We start from the raw sequence: 17,655 nt of genomic DNA, 5'->3' as shown, positions 1-17,655 counted from the left end.
CGGCACCGCGGTCGAGTCGTACGCCGTCGACCAGAACGTCTACCCGGTGGCGGCCTCGTCCGCGACGCTCGCGACCCTCGTGCAGCCGGTCTACATCAAGTCGATGCCGCAGAACGACGGCTGGAACTTCGCCTTCGTCGTCGCCTCGACCCGGACCGCGTACACCGTCTCCTCGAACGGCAAGGACGGCACGGCGAGCAGCTGCGCTGCCGGCCAGACGACGACCTTCGCCGACGACATCTGCTTCACCGGCGGCCAGTTCGTGCGTTACCCGATGGGCATGCAGCAGTAAACAACCTCCCAGTTCGTCACGCCCCGACGGCGAGGGCCAAACGGCCCTCGCCGTTTTGTTTTCGGGCCGGGTTACCATGCGGCCCGTGCCTCCGAGGTGGACAAAGCGGCTCCCGGGGACGACGTTGGCCCGCCGGTGAAACGAGCCCTTCTCGAGCTGTTGACGTTCGTCGTCGCGTGCGCGGTCGCGCTCTGGCTGACCCCGCGCGTCCGCGAGGCCGCGATCCGCTTCGGGATCGTCGACCGTCCGGACGGCCAGCTCAAGACGCAGAAGACGCCGGTGGCGTACCTCGGCGGCCTGGCGATCTACCTCGCATTCCTCCTGGCCTTGGCGCTCACCGTCCCTTTCTCGCAGGAGACGCTCGGGATCCTGCTCGCGGGCTCGATCGTCGTCCTCATCGGCCTCGTCGACGACCTGGGGGGCCTCCGGCCGTGGACGAAGCTCGCCGGTCAGGCGGTCGCCGTCATCGTCCTCGTCAAGGCGGGGATCTTCATCAAGCTGACCTTCCTCCCCGAGCCGGTCGCGATCGGGCTGTCGATCGTGTGGCTTCTCGCGTGCACGAACGCGTTCAATCTCATCGACATCATGGACGGCCTCTCGGCCGGCACGGCGATCGTCGCGTCGGTCGCGCTCATCGCCATCGCGACGTGGAACGGCCGGGAAGGATCGGCGCTCGTCCTCGCCGCCCTGGCCGGCTCGTGTCTCGGATTCCTCCGTTACAATTTCCAGCCCGCGAGCATCTACATGGGTGATTGCGGCAGCCTCTTGCTCGGCCTGACCCTCGGCGCGACCGCGATGAACAACGCGTATACCCAGACGAACCGCCTGGCCGCCGTCGCACCGGCGCTCATCCTCGGCGTGCCGCTGTTCGACATGCTCTTCGTCATGTACGTCCGCCACCGCCGCGGCCTCCCCGTCATGCTCGGGAGCCCGGACCACGTCGCCCTGCGCCTGCGCAAGTGGCGCCTGTCGACACGCAAAACGGTCGGCGTCTCCTACGTCGCGACGGGCGTCCTCGGCGCGGCGGCGCTCGGCATGAGTGCCGCCACCCCGGCGGGAGCCGCGTGGATCTTGGGCGGAGTCGCCCTTGCCGCGCTCGCCGTCGCCGCGTGGCTCAAGACGATCGACATGTCGCTCTGATGATCGTCATCCTCGGCGGTGGGCTCGCGGGCCTCGCGACCGCGTATTTCCTCCGCGGGCGGCCCCACGTCGTCCTCGAGGCGGAGGAGACGGCCGGCGGCCTCTGCCGCTCGCGCACGATCGGCGGCTTCACGTTCGACTACACGGGGCATCTCCTCCACGTGCGCGACCCGCGCGCGATGGCGTTGCTCGACGAGCTGTGGCCCGGAGTCTTCGACGTCGTCGAGCGCAAGGCCGCGATCCGCACGCGCGGGGTCACTCTGCCGTTCCCGTTCCAGGCGAACCTGCACGGACTCCCGTCCGAGGTCGTCGCCGACTGCATCCTCGGCGCCGCCGAGGCCGCGGGATCACTGATCCCGACCGATCCCAGGACGTCGTTCCGCGACTGGTCCCTCGCCGTCCTCGGCCGCGGGATCAGCGAGGCGTTCATGTTCCCGTACAACGGCAAGCTCTTCCGGCGCGACCCGGCGGAGATGACCGCCGACTGGGTCTCGTGGGCGATTCCGCGCCCGACCCTCGCCGAGGTCGTGCGCGGCGCTCTCGGCATCGCCAACCGGGGGATGGGCTACAACGCGACCTTCCGTTATCCCAAGAAGGGCGGGATCGAAGTCGTGCCCGAAGCGTTCGCGCGGCGCCTTGCCACGGTGAGGACCGGTGCTACGGCCGTGCGCATCGACTTGGCGCGCCGGATCGTCACGCTCGCGTCGGGCGAGACCGTCACTTACGATGCCCTCGTGTCGACGATCCCCCTCCCGAAGTTGCTGACGCTGGCCGTAGGAGAAGGGATCGACGGCGCGGCGGAGGCCGCGCGGCTCGACTGGTCGGTCGTGGGCTGTCTCAACCTCGGTGTGGACCGCGCGGGGGTGGGCGACGGCGCGCACTGGCTCTATTTCCCCGATCCCGACGTGCCGTTCTACCGCGCCGGCTTCCCGCACGCGATGAGCGCGGGTGTCGCCCCGCCCGGCACCTCGTCGCTCTACGTCGAGTTCGGCCTGAAGCGCGACGAGCGCGTCGATCCCGCGGCGCTCGAGCGGGCGGCGCTCGAAGCGCTCCAACGCGAGCGGATCCTGCTCCCGGGAGACCGGATCGTCGTGCGCGACTTTCTCCGGATCGACCCCGGCTACGTGATCTTCGACCGCGCGCGGCAGGAGGTCATGGCCCGCGTCGTGCCGCGCCTCCGCGCCCTCGGCGTTCACACGATCGGCCGTTACGGGGGCTGGACGTACTCCTACATGGAGCGAGCTATCCTGGACGGCCTCGAGACCGCCGAGCGGCTCGCGGCATCGGCCTGACCCGGCGATGTGCGGCATCTGCGGCGTCCTCGATCCGAGCGGAGCGCCGCTCGACCCGCGCGATCTCGCCGCCATGATGACGGCACTCGTTCACCGTGGACCCGACGCATCCGGACGGATCGATGCGCCCGGGGTGGCCGCGGGGATCAGGCGCCTGCGCGTCATCGACCCCGAGGGCGGCGATCAACCGATCGCCAACGAGGATGGGACGATCGCGGTCGTCTTCAACGGCGAGATCTACAACCACGCCGCCCTCCGCGAGCGCCTGCGCGCACGCGGACACCGCTTTTCCTGCCGCGCGGACACCGAGGTCCTCGTCCACCTCTGGGAAGACGAAGGCCCGGATCTCGTCCACGCACTCGACGGGATGTTCGCCTTCTGCCTCGTCGACCGGCGGCGCCGCGAAGTCTTCGTCGCCCGCGATGCGCTCGGCATCAAGCCGCTGTTCGTGCGCACGATCGGCTCGCGCCTCGTCTTCTCTTCGGAGGTCGCGTCGCTCCTCCGCTACCCGGCGCCGCGTCCCGCGGTCGATCCGGCCCGTCTCATCGATCTCTTCGCGCTCCAGTACGTCCCGGGCGAGCGCACCGTGTTCCAGGAGATCCGTAAGCTCCTCCCGGGCCACGCGCTCCATCTCCGCGACGGCAGGATCACGGAGCAGTGCTGGGCGAGCACGGCGCCCGTCGCGCCCGCAGCCGGTACCCCGAATGAAGCCGAGGCCGCCGAGAGGTTGCGGACGCTCCTCGAGGAGGCGGTCGCCGCGCAGGCGGTCGCCGACGTGCCGGTCGGTGTCTTTCTCTCGGGAGGTCTCGACTCGACCGGCATCGCGGCGCTGCTCGCACGCGCGACGCCCGGGCGGGTGGCGTCGTTCTCCGTCGGCTTCGACGGTGAGGAGGGCGAGACCGACCGCACGTTCGCCGCGCTCGCGAGCCGAGCTCTCGGCACCGATCACCACGAGCTCACCGTCTCGGCCGACGACCTCGCCGGTCTGCTTCCGTCGGTGATCGACCACCTCGACGAGCCCGTCCTCGACCCGGCCATCCTCCCGACGTGGCTGCTCGCGCGGTTCGCGCGGGAGCGCGTGACGGTCGCGCTCTCGGGAGAGGGGGCCGACGAGCTGTTCGGCGGATACCGCAGGCATCTCTACCAGGAGCGCCTCGGCTGGATGCGCGCCGTCCCGGGCCTCGGGCCCGCGGCCCGCGCCGGGAGCGCCCTCGGGGTGCTGCCGCACCGCGTGGGCCAGGCGCTCGAGGCGGTGGCGCTCGCCGATCCGGCGCAGAACCACATTCAGTGGTCGCAGACGGTCTCCGGCGCGGTCCTTCGCGAGCTCTTCGACGATGGAGCGGTGAGCCGCTTCGAGGCCGAGGCCCAGGAGACGTTCGCGCCGTACTTCGCCGGGCGCGGCGGCACCCTGAACGCCCGTCTCGCCGCCGACCTCGGCGAGTGGCTCCCTCACGACCTCCTCGCGAAGGTCGATCGCGCGTCGATGGCGTTCTCGCTCGAGGCGCGCGTTCCCTACCTCGCGAACGACGTCGTGCGCTTCGCCTCGGCGCTTCCGGACGAGCTCAAGATCCGCGGACGCGTGACGAAGCGACTTCTCCGCCGCGCGCTCGCCGGGCTCGTTCCGAAGGAGATCGTGATGCGCCGGAAGAAGGGATTCGATCTCCCGCTCGACGCGTGGATCCGCGGTCCGCTCGCCGGTCTCACCGACGCGGGCCTGGATGACGCGCATCTCCGGCGCTGGCCCGGCCTCGACCGAAAGGCGGCGCGGCGCCTCCTCGCCAAGCACCGCGCGGGCTCGCAGAGTCTCGGTCTTCCGCTCTTCAACCTCGTCTCGATCGGCCTCTTCCTCGAGCGCCATGGCGGCTGACCGTCCCACGATCGTCCATCTGGTGACGCGCCTGGAGCTGGGCGGAGCGCAGCAGAACACCGTCTACTGCGTCCGGCACCACGATCGCCGCCGGTTCCGGGTCGCGCTGTGGGCCGGCGAGGGCGGCCGGCTCGACGACGAGACACGCGCGATCGGCGACGCGGACGTGCGCTTCCTTCCGTGGCTCCGGCACCCGATCGACCCGGTCCACGACGCCTACGCGATCGCCCGCCTCGCCGCGATGATGGCGGACGTCGACCTCGTCCACACGCACTCCTCGAAGGCGGGGATCCTCGGCCGCCTCGCCGCACGCGCCGCGGGAGTCCGCGCCGTCGTTCACACGGTGCACGGATGGAGCTTCAACGACACGCAGACGCCGGCGACGAGGCGCGGGTTCGTCGAGCTCGAGCGCGCCGCGGCGCGCATGACCGGCGCCCTCGTGTGCGTCTCGGCCTCCGATCGTGCGAAGGGGCTCGCGCTCGGCATCGGCGAGCCGTCCCAGTACCACCTGATCCGGAGCGGGATCGATCCCGTCGCCTACGAAGCCGGGCCCGGCGAGCGCGAGCGCTCCCGCGCGGCGCTCGGCTTCGCGGCCGACGACGTGGTCGTGGGCTCCGTCGGCAACCTCAAACCGCAAAAGGGGCCGCTCGATTTCGTCGAGGCCGCTCGCCTCATCCACGCCGCGGCCCCGCGCGCGAGGTTCTTCATCGCGGGGGACGGGGAGCTGCGTTCCGAGGTCGAGGCGGCGATCGAGCGTGGCGGCCTGCAGGGCGTCATCCGCCTCCTCGGCTGGCGTGACGACGTGCGCGCCCTTCTCGCGGCGGCCGACATCTTCTTGTTGACGTCCTTGTTCGAAGGTCTTCCGCGCGGCGTCCTGCAAGCGATGGCGGCCGGCCTGCCGGTCGTCGCGACCGACACCGGCGGCACTGCGGAGGTCATTCGGGAAGGGGAGACCGGACATCTCGTTCCGGCCGGCCGGCCGAAAGCGGCGTCGTCGGCGGTCGTTCCCCTCGTTCTCGACAGGCGTCTCCGCGAGAGGATGGGTGGGGCGGGGCGGGCCGCGCTCGGCGAAGAATTCGACATCCGGCGCATGCTTTTCGAGGTGGAAGCGCTCTACGACGACTTGCTGGAGCGACGGGGCGCCACGCCGGCGTCGCATCTTGGCCTAACCGGAACGCGGCACTAGATTCGATCCGCGATGTCCCCCGTCGTCGAAATTAAAGACCTCGTGAAGTCCTTCCGAGGCCACCTCGGCATCGGACGGACCGTCGCGGTGGAAGGCCTCAGCCTCACGGTCGAGCCGGGTGAGATCTTCGGGCTTCTGGGTCCGAACGGCGCCGGCAAGACCACCACGCTCAAGATGATGCTGGGGCTCCTGCGACCCGACCGAGGCACGGTGCGGTTGTTCGGCCGGCCTCCGCAGGATCCCGCCGCGCGGAGGCTCCTCGGCTTCCTTCCCGAGAATCCTTATTTCTACGACTACCTGAATCCGGTCGAGTTCCTCGATCTGTACGGACGCCTTCAGGGGATTCCGGCAGCGGACCGCGCGGCCAAGATCCGCGCGGCGCTCGCGCGCGTCGGTCTCGCGGGCCGCGAGAAGACGGCGCTCAGGAAGCTCTCGAAGGGGATGACCCAGCGACTCGGGCTCGCGCAGGCGATCCAGCACGATCCCGACCTCGTCATCCTCGACGAGCCGATGTCGGGGCTCGACCCGATCGGGCGACGGGAAGTGCGGGACCTCATCCTCGGCCTGCGCGCCGCGGGCAAGACCGTCTTCTTCTCGAGCCACATCCTCCAGGACGCCGAGATGCTCTGCGACCGCGTGGCGATCGTCTTCCGAGGGAAGCTCCGCTCGGTCGGACGCCTGGACGATCTCGTCTCGCGCGACGCCAAGTGGATCGAGGTCTCCGTCCGGGGACCCGCGCCTTCGCCCGTCGCGGGCGAGCGGACCGACGCACCCGACGGAACGACGCTGTTCAAGGTGCCCGATCCGAAAGCGCTCACGCGGCTCCTTCATGCGGTCGAAGGCGCCGGGGGCGAGGTGGTCTCGGTCTGGCCACGGCGCGAATCGCTCGAAGATCTGTTCCTGCGAGAGATCGGGCGCGCCCAGGCGGAAGAGAGGGCGCGATGACCGCGCTCGTCGCCATCGCTCTGAACACGTTTCGCGAAGCGATCCGCGACCGGATCCTCTATCTCATCCTCGGATTCGCGCTCGCGATCGTCGCACTGTCGCGCTTCGTCTCGCTCCTCACGGTGGGAAGCGAGACGAAGATCGTCAAGGACCTCGGCCTCTCGTCGGTTCTCCTCTTCGGCGTACTCACGGCGGTCTTCGTGGGAGTCTCGCTCGTCTTCAAGGAGATCGAGCGGCGCACGGTCCTGACGCTCCTCGCTCAGCCGGTCCGGCGGTGGCAGTTCATCGTGGGCAAGTACGCGGGCCTCCTCCTCGTCCTGGCCGCAAGCGTCGTCCTCACCGGTGCGGCGGTCCTCGCGGCCGTCGCCTTGAAAGGTGAGTCTCCGGTCACGCTTCTCCCGGCGATCGTCCTCATCTACGTCGAGCTGGCGGTCCTCGCGGCGTTCGCGGTGCTCTTCTCGAGCTTCACGAATCCGATCCTCGCGTCGGTCGGGACCGTCGCCACCTACGTCGCCGGGCACCTGTCGTGGAGCTTCGACCTGCTCAAGAAGCGCATGGTCGACGGACCTTCGCGCACCCTGTGCGACGTTCTCCACGCGGTGCTTCCGAACTTCGACCGCCTCGACGTGAAGGCCGCCGCCGTCCACGGCGCTCCCATCGCCCCCGGGTACATCGGAGCGGGGATCGCTTACGGCGTGTTCTACGCGCTCGCCGTCCTGGTCCTGGCCTGCCTGGTCTTCGAGCGCCGCGAGTTTCTCTGATGACGCGGTCCGTTCTCGCGGCGCTCTTCGCGGCGTCGGCCATCCTCGCCGCCACCGCCCGCGGCCGGCTCGTCGCGCTCGAGGATCGCGGGCGCGGCAGCGAGGAGCTCCTCTACCTGCCGAACGGCAAGTACCTGCGCGCCGTCAGCCTGGGGCACGCCTCGACGGTCGCCGACTTCGTCTACCTGTGGGCCATCCAGTACTACTCGGACTACGACCGCGCCGATCGTTACCGCTACGTCAAGCAGGTCTTCGGCGAGGTCATCGGCGAGCTCGACCCGGCGTACACCGATCCCTACTGGCTCGGTGCCCTCATCCTGACGACCGAGGCGGGCGACCTGGAGGGCGGCCTGGCGCTCCTCGACACGGGGTTCGCCAAGGACCCGTCGGCGTGGATCCTGCCGTTCCTCGCGGGATGGGAGTGCGACCGCGTCGGACAGTACGATCGCGCGGCGCGCTACTTCGACCGCGCGGCTCACGCGCCCGGTGCGCCGCGCGAGCTGTTCCGGCTCGAGGCGGGAATGACCGCGCGCGGCGGCAAGCTCCGGGACGCGCTCGCGCAATGGCGCTCGGTTCTCGACGACCCGCGGAACGACGAAGGCGCGCGCGCGATCGCGACGCGCCAGATCCGCACGCTCACGGTGCGCGCCGACATCGAGGACCTCGACGCGGCGATCGCATCCTACCGGGCGCGCAGCGGCGCGCCGCCGAAGCGCCTGTCCGAGCTGGTACAGGCGGGGTTCATGACCTCGATCCCGCTCGACCCGAACGGGGAGCCCTACGTCTACGACCCGTCGACTGGAAAGGTCACGAGCGCGGCGGGGCGGCTCCTCCCGTCATGACCGCGATGGTCGAGCCGCTCGGGTCGATCTTCGCGGTCGCGATCGGCCTCATCGTGGGAAGCTTCCTGAACGTGTGCATCTACCGGCTCCCCGCCGGTCGGAGCGTCGTGACGCCGGCCTCCAGGTGCCCGAGCTGCGGAGCTCCCGTCCGGCCGTGGCAGAACGTGCCGGTCGTCTCGTGGCTGATCCTGCGCGCACGATGCGCGTCGTGCCACGCGCCGATCTCCTGGCGCTATCCGGCGATCGAAGCGCTCTCGGGAGCGGCCGTCCTCGCGCTGTGGCGCGCGTTCGGGCCGAGCGCGGCGTTCGGCATCGCGACGGGGTTCGCGTGGATGATGATCGTGCTCTTCTTCACCGACTACGACGAGCAGCTCCTTCCGGACGCGGTGACGCTCCCCGGATTCGCGCTCGGGATCGCGGTCGCGTGGTGGAACCCGTTCCTCGGAGAGCCCGGTTGGCCGCGGATCGTCGCTTCCGCCGCGGGTGCCGCGCTGGGCTCGGGGATCCTCTGGGGCATCGGCGCGCTCTACACGCGCCTGCGCGGCGTCGAGGGCATGGGCTTCGGCGACGTCAAGATGATGGCGCTCGTCGGCGCGTTCGTCGGACCGGCCGGTGTCGCGTTCACGCTCTTCGCCGCGTCGGTCGTCGGTGCCGTCGTCGGTCTCGCGCTCATCCCGCTCAAGAACCGGACCCTGCGCCACGCGCTGCCGTTCGGCTGCTTCCTGGCGCCCGCCGCCTGCGCGGCGCTGCTCTGGGGCCGGCCGGCATTGGCCGCGTACCTCGGCTACCTCCGCCTCGGGCCCTGACGTGACGGGACCGTCGCGCGCCGGCCGGTTCGAGACGCAGCTCCGGCTGGTCCTCGTCCTGACCGTCGTCTTCCTCGCGGTCCTCGACCTCTCGAACGTGCTCCTGCTGACGCGGACGCGGGACGACGCCGAGCGCGCCGAGCGCGAGCGGGCGAAGGCGCGCGGGCGCGAGGTCGTGCGCGTCCTCGGCCCCGAGGCGCTCGTCAAGGGCGAAGGAAGCCGCGGCACGCTCGCGCGGACCGCACGGGACTTCGACCTCGCGCGGATCGCGCTCTGGGACGCGAGCGGCCGCGAGACCGCGGCCAGCCGCGACGGCGCCTTCCGCAACGTTCCGTTCGGGACGCTCGACGCCGACGAGGTCGCGGCGCTCCGCGCGGGCCGGGCCGTGGCGTCCGACATGACGCCGCGCTCGGGAGGCGAGGCCGCGGCGATCGACGCGTACGTCCCGGTGCTCGACGCGTCCGGTCGGCTGGCGGCGGTCGTCGATGTCGAGCAGGCGGTCCCGGAGCTGGGCGCGCTCCAGGGGAGCTTCCGCGTCCTGATCGCCGTGCAAGCGGCCGCCGTCGTGCTCATCGCCGTGCTTGCGCTCCTCTTCGGCCGTTGGGTCAGCCGTCCCTACAAGGATCTCGCCGCGGCCGCAGGGGAGGCAGGGCTCGCGGCGCGGAGCGTCGCGCCCGTCGCCGAGCCCGGCGATCTTGCGGCGGCCTTCCGGGCGGTCGCGGACAAGCTGCGCGAGCAGGACGGCGCGCTCGAGGCGATGGCGCGCGGCGGGGGCGGGCTCGGCGACCTCGTCCGATTCGTCGCGAACAGTGCCGCGGGGATGAGCACGGGCGTCGCGGTCCTCGGACGTGACGGCCGGCTCGCGGCGGCGAACCCGGCGGCGACCGCGCTCCTCGGCCTGCCCGAGGGGTCGGCGCGCGGGCGCGATCTCTCGGGTGTGCCGCGCGGCATGAAGCGGCTCTCCGAGATGGTCGAGCGCTGCATGGCGGAAGGACGCAGCGTCTCGCGCGAGGTGCTCGAGCTGCGCCCGGAGGGAGGGCGGGCGACCCATCTGGGCGTGACGATCTCCCCCGTGGCGGGTCTCAAGGGCGACGTCCACGGCGCGCTCGTTCTCATGACCGACCTCACCGAGATCCGGGAGGTCGAGGAGCAGGTGAGCCTGCGCGAGCACCTGGCCGCCGTCGGGCGTTTGTCCGCGGGGATCGCGCACGAGTTCAGGAACGCGCTGGGGACGATCCTCGGCTGGGCCCGGATGCTCGAGAAGCGGGACGATCCGCGCGTCCACGGACCGGCGAAGGAAATCCTCAAGGAGGTCGACGCCGTCCGCGCGCAGATCGACGAGTTCCTCCTCTACGCCCGTCCGCCGGAGCCGCAGCGGGCGAGCGTCGATCTCGAGGCTCTCCTCCGCTCGTGCGTCGAGCACCCCCCGGCGGGGATCGACGTCGTCTTGCAAGGCGAGTTCGGCCGGGTCGTCGGCGACGAGGCGCTCTTGAGGCGCGTCTTCGGCAACCTTCTCCAGAATGCGGCCGACATCGGCGAGGACGCCGGCCGCCGATTGCTCGTGAGGATCGCCGGCCGGAAGACCCCGGCCGCGGTCCAGATCGAGATCGACGACGACGGTCCGGGCATCCCGCCGGACAAGCGCGGCCAGATTTTCGTCCCGTTCTTCACGACGCGAGAGCGGGGGACGGGGCTCGGACTGGCGCTCGTCCAGCGGACGGTCGTCGATCACGGGGGCACGGTCGAGGCGGCCGAGGGTCCACGCGGCGGCGCGATGTTCCGGCTGAGATTCCCCGCGGAGCCGGCTGTTCATCGGGTTCGCTATGAGCCCGCGACAGGAAACCCGTGTGGCGGACCGTAGACCTCGTCGGGGAAGCTCGTTGACGGCGATTCGGGCTTCGGGCTCGGCTCACCCGCGGCGACGAGCCACAGGCGATAGCGATCGAAGTCCGCGAAGTTCACCGGCGCTCCGGTGAACGCGTTCCGGAGCCAGATTGCGATCGTCCCGTACCTCGCGAAGTAGACCGATGGCGCCTCCGTGAGCCGGTGTCCCGGGGTGAGGGCGAGGCCGGCGCCGGCGGCTCCGGCCGCGCGAATTTCGTAGGCCGACAGGCTGCGGCCTGAACGGTCGACGACCTGGAGGTCGAACATCGGATCGAGCATCGTCCACCGCGACTGATCGCGGAGCCAGGTCTCGACGACCTCGTGCCCGTCGATCGTCACCATGCGCGCCGGCCGGCCTTCCGATTGCAGCGCTTGCACCAGCACGAACGAGTACTGCGCGCAGAACCCGCCGGTTCGCCCGCTGCGAATCTCGTTCAGCGTCGTCGTCGCATCGGGCGGCGGATAGGGGCTGGGGGTGCCCGGCTCGAACTGCGCCCGCGTCCAATGCATCAGCTTCCTCGCGGCCTCCTCGTCCGAGCCGGCGCCGGCGACGACGGCGTCCAGCTTCTCGGCCTGTCGAAAGGATGCCAACGGCGCCGGGCCGTCCCACAAGAACGCGAACCGGCCGTGATGTCGAACCGCGTCGGCCGGCACGAACAAGGGCACGCGGATCGGCGGCGTCGCCGCCGGTTCGACGCGTGAGCGCTCGGCGCGCATGGACTGAAAGCGCCAAACGCCGATGCCGGCAGCGATGACGACGGCGACGGCCACGACCGTCGCCGCCGTGCGGTTCGAAATTCCGGTCATCGTCGCGCGGCGTCCGTCACGGCGCTGGGATTCTACGCCAGCGGCCGCATGTTACGAATTGTGACACGTTGTCCGGCAGGCCAGAGTCCCCGGCGCTCCCGCCACTGACGACCAAAACGTAAGCATCACGAATCGAACGGGTTGCGCCGTTGCCGGGCGATCGCGCCGTGGCACGCCGGATGCTCCTTACCTGCCGCGACGAGGAGGCTCTGTGCACGCTCAATCGCGAAGGCAGGCCGGATTCAGCTTGGTGGAGTTGCTCGCCGTCCTGGCGCTCGCGGGCATCGTCCTCGCGATCGGGATCCCGATCGTCAACGAGCAGGTCCGCATCGCCGACATCCGCAGCGCCGCCGACCAGATGGCGGTCCACATGCGCGCGGCAAGGATGATGGCCGTAACGCAGCACCGCGTACCCGGCTTGGACTTCAACATCAGCGTCGACCCGACGAACACCTACTCTTATTGCGCCGCCGATCCCGCGCTGACCGGAAACGTCTGCCCTTCGGCTCAGCTGCGTTCGATCAAGATGCCGGGGACGGCGAAGATCGTCTCCGGCTCGGCGACCACGATCACGTTCAAGAGCGACGGCTCGGCGTCTGCCACAGGCACGATCACCATCCAGTCGCTCGTTTCGGCGAGCACCGAGACGTGGACGCTGACCGTCAACACGCTGGGCCTCGTCACCGTCGCCCACACGCGGACCTAGAGGGGGATCGACGATGCGACGACGGAAGCAGGAAGGGTTCAGTCTCATCGAGGTCATCATCGCTCTCGCTCTCCTCGCCGGCGTGCTGATCGCGATCGCCGGCCTGTTCATCCTCGGCGGCAAGAGCGTGAAGAGCGGCCGGACGTCGTCGGAAGCGCTCGCGACGGGGAAGCAGATCATGGAAGCGATGGATGGCTGGGGTTACTCCCAGCTCTGGGGCAACTTCGGACTCGACGGAGCAGCGACGACCTACACGGTCGACACCGCGACGTGCGTCACGGCCGATTGCACCTCGTGGCAGAACACGCTCGCGAGCAAGCTCGGTAGCTCCGCTCACGCGACGATCAAGCTCGATTCCGTGGCCCAGGGGGCGTCCGCGGTGCCGAACTTCGTGACCGGCGGTGCCGTCACCGCGAAGAACGTCCGCGTGACCGTGAACGTCCTCTGGACGCAGGTCACGGGGCGCAGCCGGCAGGTCTCGATCGTGACGAACAGGAACTGACGAGAGTCGGGTGAAAGGGATGACCATGCGCACGCGGACAAGAGAGCTCGGCATGTCCCTGATCGAGGTGCTGGTCGCGACCGCCGTCCTGGCGCTCGCGGTCATCGTCGCCCTCACCATCTACGACAAGGCGCGCCAGTCGTTCAAGAAGGGCGAGAACGCGACCGAGCAGCAGGAAGCGGTCCGCATCGCCTACGACCGGCTGACCGCCGATCTCCGCATGCTGGGGTACAACACGAACCCCGACGGCAGCCCGACCCGGCCCGACGAGCAGCTCGAGGTCGCGCTCGACCACGCCATCATCTTCCGCGGCGACTTCGACGCCGACGACCCGACGAAGAACAACGACGTCGAGTCCGCGTTCGCAGGCGGCGCGTTCAACGTGGTCTCGACGGGAAACGACGAGGTCGTCGGCTACGTCCTCGAGAAGCCGGACGGCACCGGTCCCGACACGATTACGTTCCAGGCCGATGTCGACGACCAGCCGCGCGACGGCAACGTCGCGACCGTGACCGTCAACAACGTCGTCCTGAACCCGACCAGCCCGCCGTACACGCTCTACAAGATCTCGCTGAGCAACAACGTGGGGATCTGTTGTAGCGGCGACTTCATCGTACGGACGCCGGTCGCCGAGAACGTCCGCAACCTGACCTTCCAGTACTACGACGCCACCTCGACGGCGCCGATCGCGGCGCCGGGCTCGACCGAGACCGCGGCGGCGAAGACGCTCCGGAACGGCATCTTGAAGTTCAACGTGTCGCTCATCGGCATGACCAAGGACAAGGACATCAACTACAACGACACCAGCGACCCCGCGTCCGCCCAGTATCGGAAGTTCGAGCTCAGGGGCGACGTCGTGCCTCGGAACATGCGCATGAAGGGGATCCAGGACATCAACGCGTCGACGGCGACCCCTTCGAAGCCCGCGACCCCGACGGTCCTCGCCGGCCACTGCGGCGGCCTCCTCGTCACGTGGGCCGCGAACCCGACCGCCGATCAGGTCACTCAGTATCGCGTGAACTACGGAACGGCGCCGGGGGCGATCCTGGGGACGAAGAACGTCTCCGGGTCGCCGTTCTTTCTCGCGGGATTGACCACGGGGACGACTTACTACATCACCGTCCAAGCGCAGAACGGCGCCGGGAACGTCAGCGTCAAGAGCAACGAGGTCAGCGCGGCCGTCGCGAACACGAACACGCCGAGCGCGCCGACCGGGCCGACTGCGACGTCGAGCCTCGTCAACAACGTCCAGGTGAACTGGACGGCCGTGACGACGAACACGGCGAACGTGCCCGCCGGCGATCCGATCGCGCCGGGGATCCGCGACCTCGCCGGATATCGCATCTACCGCGGCGACGTCTCCGGCTTCACGCCGGCCGCGGCAAACCGCATCGCGGACGAGACCGTCGTGAAGTCGCCTCTCGAACCGCCCCACATCGACAACACGACGGTGAATTGCCACACCTACTATTACAAGATCACCGCGGTCGACACGTGCGGCCTCGAGAGCACGGCGAGCTCGGCGGTCAGCGGGCACGCCACCACGAGCATCGCGCCCTCCGCCCCGACGAACGTCCAGGCGTTCCGCATGTCGACGACACTCATCGCCGTCACCTGGACTCCGGTGACGACCGACGTGAGCAGCAACCCGGTCACCGTCGCGGGCTACGACGTCTACCGATCGAACGTCGTCAACAAGACCGATCCCGTGAGCATGGTCGTCTTCCCGACCACGCCTCTGGCCTCGACGGTCCTGCCGGTCTACAACGACAACGCGCCCCCGGCGATGACCTCGCTCCAGACGGTCTACTACATGGTCAAGGCCAAGGACGAGTGCGTGAACTACTCGGCGGCGTCGTCTCTCGCGCAGGCGATCTGCCAGTTCTCCGGCACGGTGTCGTTCACGACGCCCGCGAACGGCGCGACGATCGCGGGCGTGGTCCCGGTGACCGTCACGGTCACGGGCGGCACCGACACCTACGCCAGCGTCTCGATCGTCTACACCCACTCGGTGAACGGAGTGACGAGATCCTTCACCTCCGTGACCCCGGACAGCGTCTGCGCCTCGGGCGGGACCTGCTGGACCGATACCGGGTGGCTCGCGAACCCGGCGGGTGCCTACACGATCACCGCGACGGTGACGAACTCGTCCGGTTGCAGCTCGACCTCGACGATCAGCGTCAACGCGGGAAGCGCCGTCGGCTGCTGCCTGAGCGTCTTCCCGACGACCACGAGCACGGCAACCTGCGCGGGCGGCAGCACGAAATGCAAGGAAGTTTCTTACTACATCGGCGACGATCGCTGTCTGACCTCGGTGTCGATCACGACGATGACCATCGCCTGGGTCGATTACACGAACACCAAGCCCGCATGGCAGACCGCGCAGTTCAACGCGACGAATCTCGCCGCCGCGGGGACATGGACGACCGCCTACGGGAGCGGGACGAACCCGACAGGAACCGCGACCAAGTCGTTCGGCGCCGGCGCGGCATCGGTTCCGTATGCCACGCCGACGACGGCGGCGAACGCGACCAAGGTGACTTACGTCTTCAACAACTTCACCGACAACGGCAACGGCTCGAACCGAAAGGTCGACGTCTTCGGTACGAATCAGTTCGTCTTCACGCTGCTCGACTCCGCCGGCAACCCCTCCGGCATCACGACGACGTGCAACCTGCCGTCGCTCACGGTGAACTGATGTCCAAGACGAACGGCCGCGAAAAAGGTTCGGCGATGGTCATCGCCGTGCTCGTCATGGCGATCATGAGCCTCCTCGGCATCTCGTACCTCTTGATGGCCGACACGGAGAACAAGATCGCCGAGAACGAGAAGCTCTCGGCGCAAGCCCTCTACTTCGGCGAGGGGACGATCCGCGAGGTGAAGCGGTGGTTCGACCGCCCGCCTTACCTCGCCTCCGGCGCCAAGAACCTCGTCCAGCCGACGACGGCGGTCATGGACAGGACCCACCGCATCATCGACCTCGACGGGGCTGGAACGGCCGACACGGGGACCGCGGCGGACGGCACCGCGCTCCACCCCTACTACAAGGTCGGGATCGACCGCGACGGCGACGGCAACGACGACATCTTCGACAAGCCGTACCGGGCGGCCCTCGCCGACATGCTGGTCGGAACCGAGGATGGCCCCGACATCCTCATCGCGCGTTCGGCGAACACCGCCACCGCCACCTTCCTCGACGGTCTCCGCGACAAGATCGCGCCGAGCTTCCCTTCGGCCGCGGGCGGTGTGCTCGCCCAGATCGCAGAGATCAAAGTCTACGAGCCGCCCTACCTCAGCATCGCGGGCACGTGGACGCGCTACGGGATGGCGACGGTCAAGGTCACGGTGAACATCGTGAAGACCGCGCCCTCCGTCCAGATCATCTCGACCCGCATCGTGAAGGCGGTCCTGAACGAGACGCCGTTCCCCGGTCCGTTCGGCCCACTCCAGTCGTGCAACGAGCTGGCGTTCAACGGCAACTTCTTCCCGCACTGGGGAACGTCGACGGCCCAGACCGACCTCAACATCGGGAACGGCGCCGACAACAAGATCCCGCTGAGCCTCCCGCGCGTCATCCCGCCCGCCGCCAAGATCGACACTTTGTACGGCTACGACAACACGGCGACGTGGAACGCGATGTACCACACCGGCGGCTCGATGATCGGCCAGCAAATCGATGACCCGTGGTACCGGTTCATCATTGACGGCACGTGCGCCCAGTGGGTCCCGACGACCTCCCAGCAGCCTTATCCGCCTGCCGCGCTCCCGGCCACGCAGGACAAGTCGAACAAGATCCAGAGCTACGGCGGTGTCGGCTGTCCCACGTTCGACTACGCGACGTGGAAGACGATCGCGCAGGCGGGGAACAGCGACACGCACTACTTCTCGTGGGACAACGGGATCCAGTATCGCGAGAACGGCGTCGGAGCCCCGACCGACTGGCGCGTGCTCACCGACGCCAAGCAGGGTCTCTTCTTCTTCGACACGACCGACGGCACGGCGCCGCACGACATCGATCCCGCGACGAATCTCGCGGCGAACCTGACGCCGGAGATGAAGGTGAGCGCCAACTACGGCATGCAAGGGTTCCTCTACGCGAACACCTTGCTCTTCACCGCAACCGGCAACGCGGGCCGGCCGGCGACGATCCACTTCCCGAACGAGCCGTACCGCGATGCGAACGCGAACGGACAGTACGACCCCGGCGAGGACTGGGTGAACCTCAACTACAACGCTGTGGTTCTCGCCGACGACCCGGCGTTCAAGCCGAGCGTCACCGCCGGCGACGCCCCCGGCGCATTGAACGACGCGTGGCCGCTCCCCAACGGCGGGGCCAACGCTCCGGTTTACAACGCTCGTGGCCCCGTGCTCCCGACCCAACGCAACGCGGTGATCTGGGGTCTTCTGTATACCGCCGGCGATTTCGACTCGCAGGGCACGCCGCTCATCTACGGCAGCGTCGTCACCTATGCCGGCACGAACGGACTGATGTCGGGAACGCCGGACATTTATTGGGACACCGACCTCCGGGACAGCTGGCCGCCGCCCGGATGGGATCTTCCCCGCGTCATCATCACGCGGTGGCAGACCGACCTGTGATCGTGACATTGCGCGCGCTTCGCGTT

General features: G+C 69.2%; 15 protein-coding genes. 14 read left to right on the top strand and 1 reads right to left on the bottom strand.

Features of this window, described 5'->3' with window-relative positions; all coding sequences use genetic code 11:
- From VFV19_11440 to VFV19_11395, 10 genes are all read left to right on the top strand, one after another.
- Positions 1-292, top strand: a 292-nt coding sequence (locus tag VFV19_11440) for a hypothetical protein (protein HEX4824912.1), incomplete at its 5' end; no start/stop codon positions are given.
- A 135-nt stretch (positions 293-427) separates the two neighbouring features.
- On the top strand, positions 428-1,432 hold the full coding sequence (locus VFV19_11435) for an MraY family glycosyltransferase (protein HEX4824911.1): 1,005 nt from the start codon (positions 428-430) through the stop codon (positions 1,430-1,432).
- Positions 1,432-2,724 (top strand): FAD-dependent oxidoreductase, encoded by a 1,293-nt coding sequence (locus tag VFV19_11430; protein ID HEX4824910.1) that lies wholly within the window; start codon positions 1,432-1,434, stop codon positions 2,722-2,724. The genes VFV19_11435 and VFV19_11430 overlap by 1 nt, the downstream gene beginning before the upstream one ends.
- A gap of 7 nt (positions 2,725-2,731) precedes the next feature.
- Entirely contained in the window at positions 2,732-4,591 is a 1,860-nt protein-coding gene (asnB, locus tag VFV19_11425; protein ID HEX4824909.1) for an asparagine synthase (glutamine-hydrolyzing), read from the top strand.
- Complete coding sequence (locus VFV19_11420; GenBank protein ID HEX4824908.1) at positions 4,581-5,777, top strand: glycosyltransferase family 4 protein; 1,197 nt, start codon at positions 4,581-4,583, stop codon at positions 5,775-5,777. The genes asnB and VFV19_11420 overlap by 11 nt, the downstream gene beginning before the upstream one ends.
- 12 nt (positions 5,778-5,789) lie before the next feature.
- On the top strand, positions 5,790-6,722 hold the full coding sequence (locus tag VFV19_11415; protein HEX4824907.1) for an ABC transporter ATP-binding protein: 933 nt from the start codon (positions 5,790-5,792) through the stop codon (positions 6,720-6,722).
- A complete protein-coding gene (locus VFV19_11410) occupies positions 6,719-7,483 on the top strand; it encodes an ABC transporter permease (GenBank protein ID HEX4824906.1) in 765 nt (254 codons plus the stop codon). The genes VFV19_11415 and VFV19_11410 overlap by 4 nt, the downstream gene beginning before the upstream one ends.
- Positions 7,483-8,325, top strand: coding sequence for a hypothetical protein (locus VFV19_11405; GenBank protein HEX4824905.1), 843 nt, complete (start codon positions 7,483-7,485; stop codon positions 8,323-8,325). Before VFV19_11410 ends, VFV19_11405 begins: the two co-directional genes overlap by 1 nt.
- Entirely contained in the window at positions 8,322-9,131 is an 810-nt protein-coding gene (locus VFV19_11400) for a prepilin peptidase (protein ID HEX4824904.1), read from the top strand. The genes VFV19_11405 and VFV19_11400 overlap by 4 nt, the downstream gene beginning before the upstream one ends.
- Before the next feature lies 1 nt (position 9,132).
- Entirely contained in the window at positions 9,133-10,992 is a 1,860-nt protein-coding gene (locus VFV19_11395) for an ATP-binding protein (protein HEX4824903.1), read from the top strand.
- Here VFV19_11395 and VFV19_11390 read toward each other — a convergent pair.
- Entirely contained in the window at positions 10,953-11,822 is an 870-nt protein-coding gene (locus VFV19_11390) for a transglutaminase-like domain-containing protein (GenBank protein ID HEX4824902.1), read from the bottom strand. The two genes, VFV19_11395 and VFV19_11390, sit on opposite strands and share 40 nt — an antisense overlap.
- A 211-nt stretch (positions 11,823-12,033) precedes the next feature.
- Between VFV19_11390 and VFV19_11385 the strand changes: the two genes are divergently transcribed.
- The 4 genes from VFV19_11385 to VFV19_11370 are packed head-to-tail and all read left to right on the top strand — an operon-like array spanning position 12,034 to position 17,629.
- Entirely contained in the window at positions 12,034-12,528 is a 495-nt protein-coding gene (locus tag VFV19_11385) for a GspH/FimT family protein (protein ID HEX4824901.1), read from the top strand.
- A 13-nt stretch (positions 12,529-12,541) separates the two neighbouring features.
- A complete protein-coding gene (locus VFV19_11380) occupies positions 12,542-13,030 on the top strand; it encodes a prepilin-type N-terminal cleavage/methylation domain-containing protein (protein ID HEX4824900.1) in 489 nt (162 codons plus the stop codon).
- 52 nt (positions 13,031-13,082) lie between these two features.
- Positions 13,083-15,728 (top strand): fibronectin type III domain-containing protein, encoded by a 2,646-nt coding sequence (locus VFV19_11375; protein HEX4824899.1) that lies wholly within the window; start codon positions 13,083-13,085, stop codon positions 15,726-15,728.
- Complete coding sequence (locus VFV19_11370) at positions 15,728-17,629, top strand: pilus assembly PilX N-terminal domain-containing protein (GenBank protein HEX4824898.1); 1,902 nt, start codon at positions 15,728-15,730, stop codon at positions 17,627-17,629. The genes VFV19_11375 and VFV19_11370 overlap by 1 nt, the downstream gene beginning before the upstream one ends.
- Positions 17,630-17,655: the final 26 nt, after the last annotated feature.

It is taken from the genome of Candidatus Polarisedimenticolaceae bacterium (assembly GCA_036275915.1).
Lineage (GTDB): Bacteria > Acidobacteriota > Polarisedimenticolia > Polarisedimenticolales > DASRJG01 > DASRJG01.
The sequence above is the reverse complement of the archived record's forward strand: the minus strand, read 5'-3'. Positions and strand labels throughout refer to the sequence as shown.

Coding starts and splice junctions, on each gene's coding strand:
- VFV19_11430 (HEX4824910.1), top strand. CDS start 1,432: ATGATCGTCATCCTCGGCGGTGGGCTCGCGGGCCTCGCGACCGCGTAT.
- asnB (HEX4824909.1), top strand. CDS start 2,732: ATGTGCGGCATCTGCGGCGTCCTCGATCCGAGCGGAGCGCCGCTCGAC.
- VFV19_11420 (HEX4824908.1), top strand. CDS start 4,581: ATGGCGGCTGACCGTCCCACGATCGTCCATCTGGTGACGCGCCTGGAG.
- VFV19_11415 (HEX4824907.1), top strand. CDS start 5,790: ATGTCCCCCGTCGTCGAAATTAAAGACCTCGTGAAGTCCTTCCGAGGC.
- VFV19_11410 (HEX4824906.1), top strand. CDS start 6,719: ATGACCGCGCTCGTCGCCATCGCTCTGAACACGTTTCGCGAAGCGATC.
- VFV19_11405 (HEX4824905.1), top strand. CDS start 7,483: ATGACGCGGTCCGTTCTCGCGGCGCTCTTCGCGGCGTCGGCCATCCTC.
- VFV19_11400 (HEX4824904.1), top strand. CDS start 8,322: ATGACCGCGATGGTCGAGCCGCTCGGGTCGATCTTCGCGGTCGCGATC.
- VFV19_11390 (HEX4824902.1), bottom strand. CDS start 11,822: ATGACCGGAATTTCGAACCGCACGGCGGCGACGGTCGTGGCCGTCGCC.
- VFV19_11380 (HEX4824900.1), top strand. CDS start 12,542: ATGCGACGACGGAAGCAGGAAGGGTTCAGTCTCATCGAGGTCATCATC.
- VFV19_11375 (HEX4824899.1), top strand. CDS start 13,083: ATGTCCCTGATCGAGGTGCTGGTCGCGACCGCCGTCCTGGCGCTCGCG.
- VFV19_11370 (HEX4824898.1), top strand. CDS start 15,728: ATGTCCAAGACGAACGGCCGCGAAAAAGGTTCGGCGATGGTCATCGCC.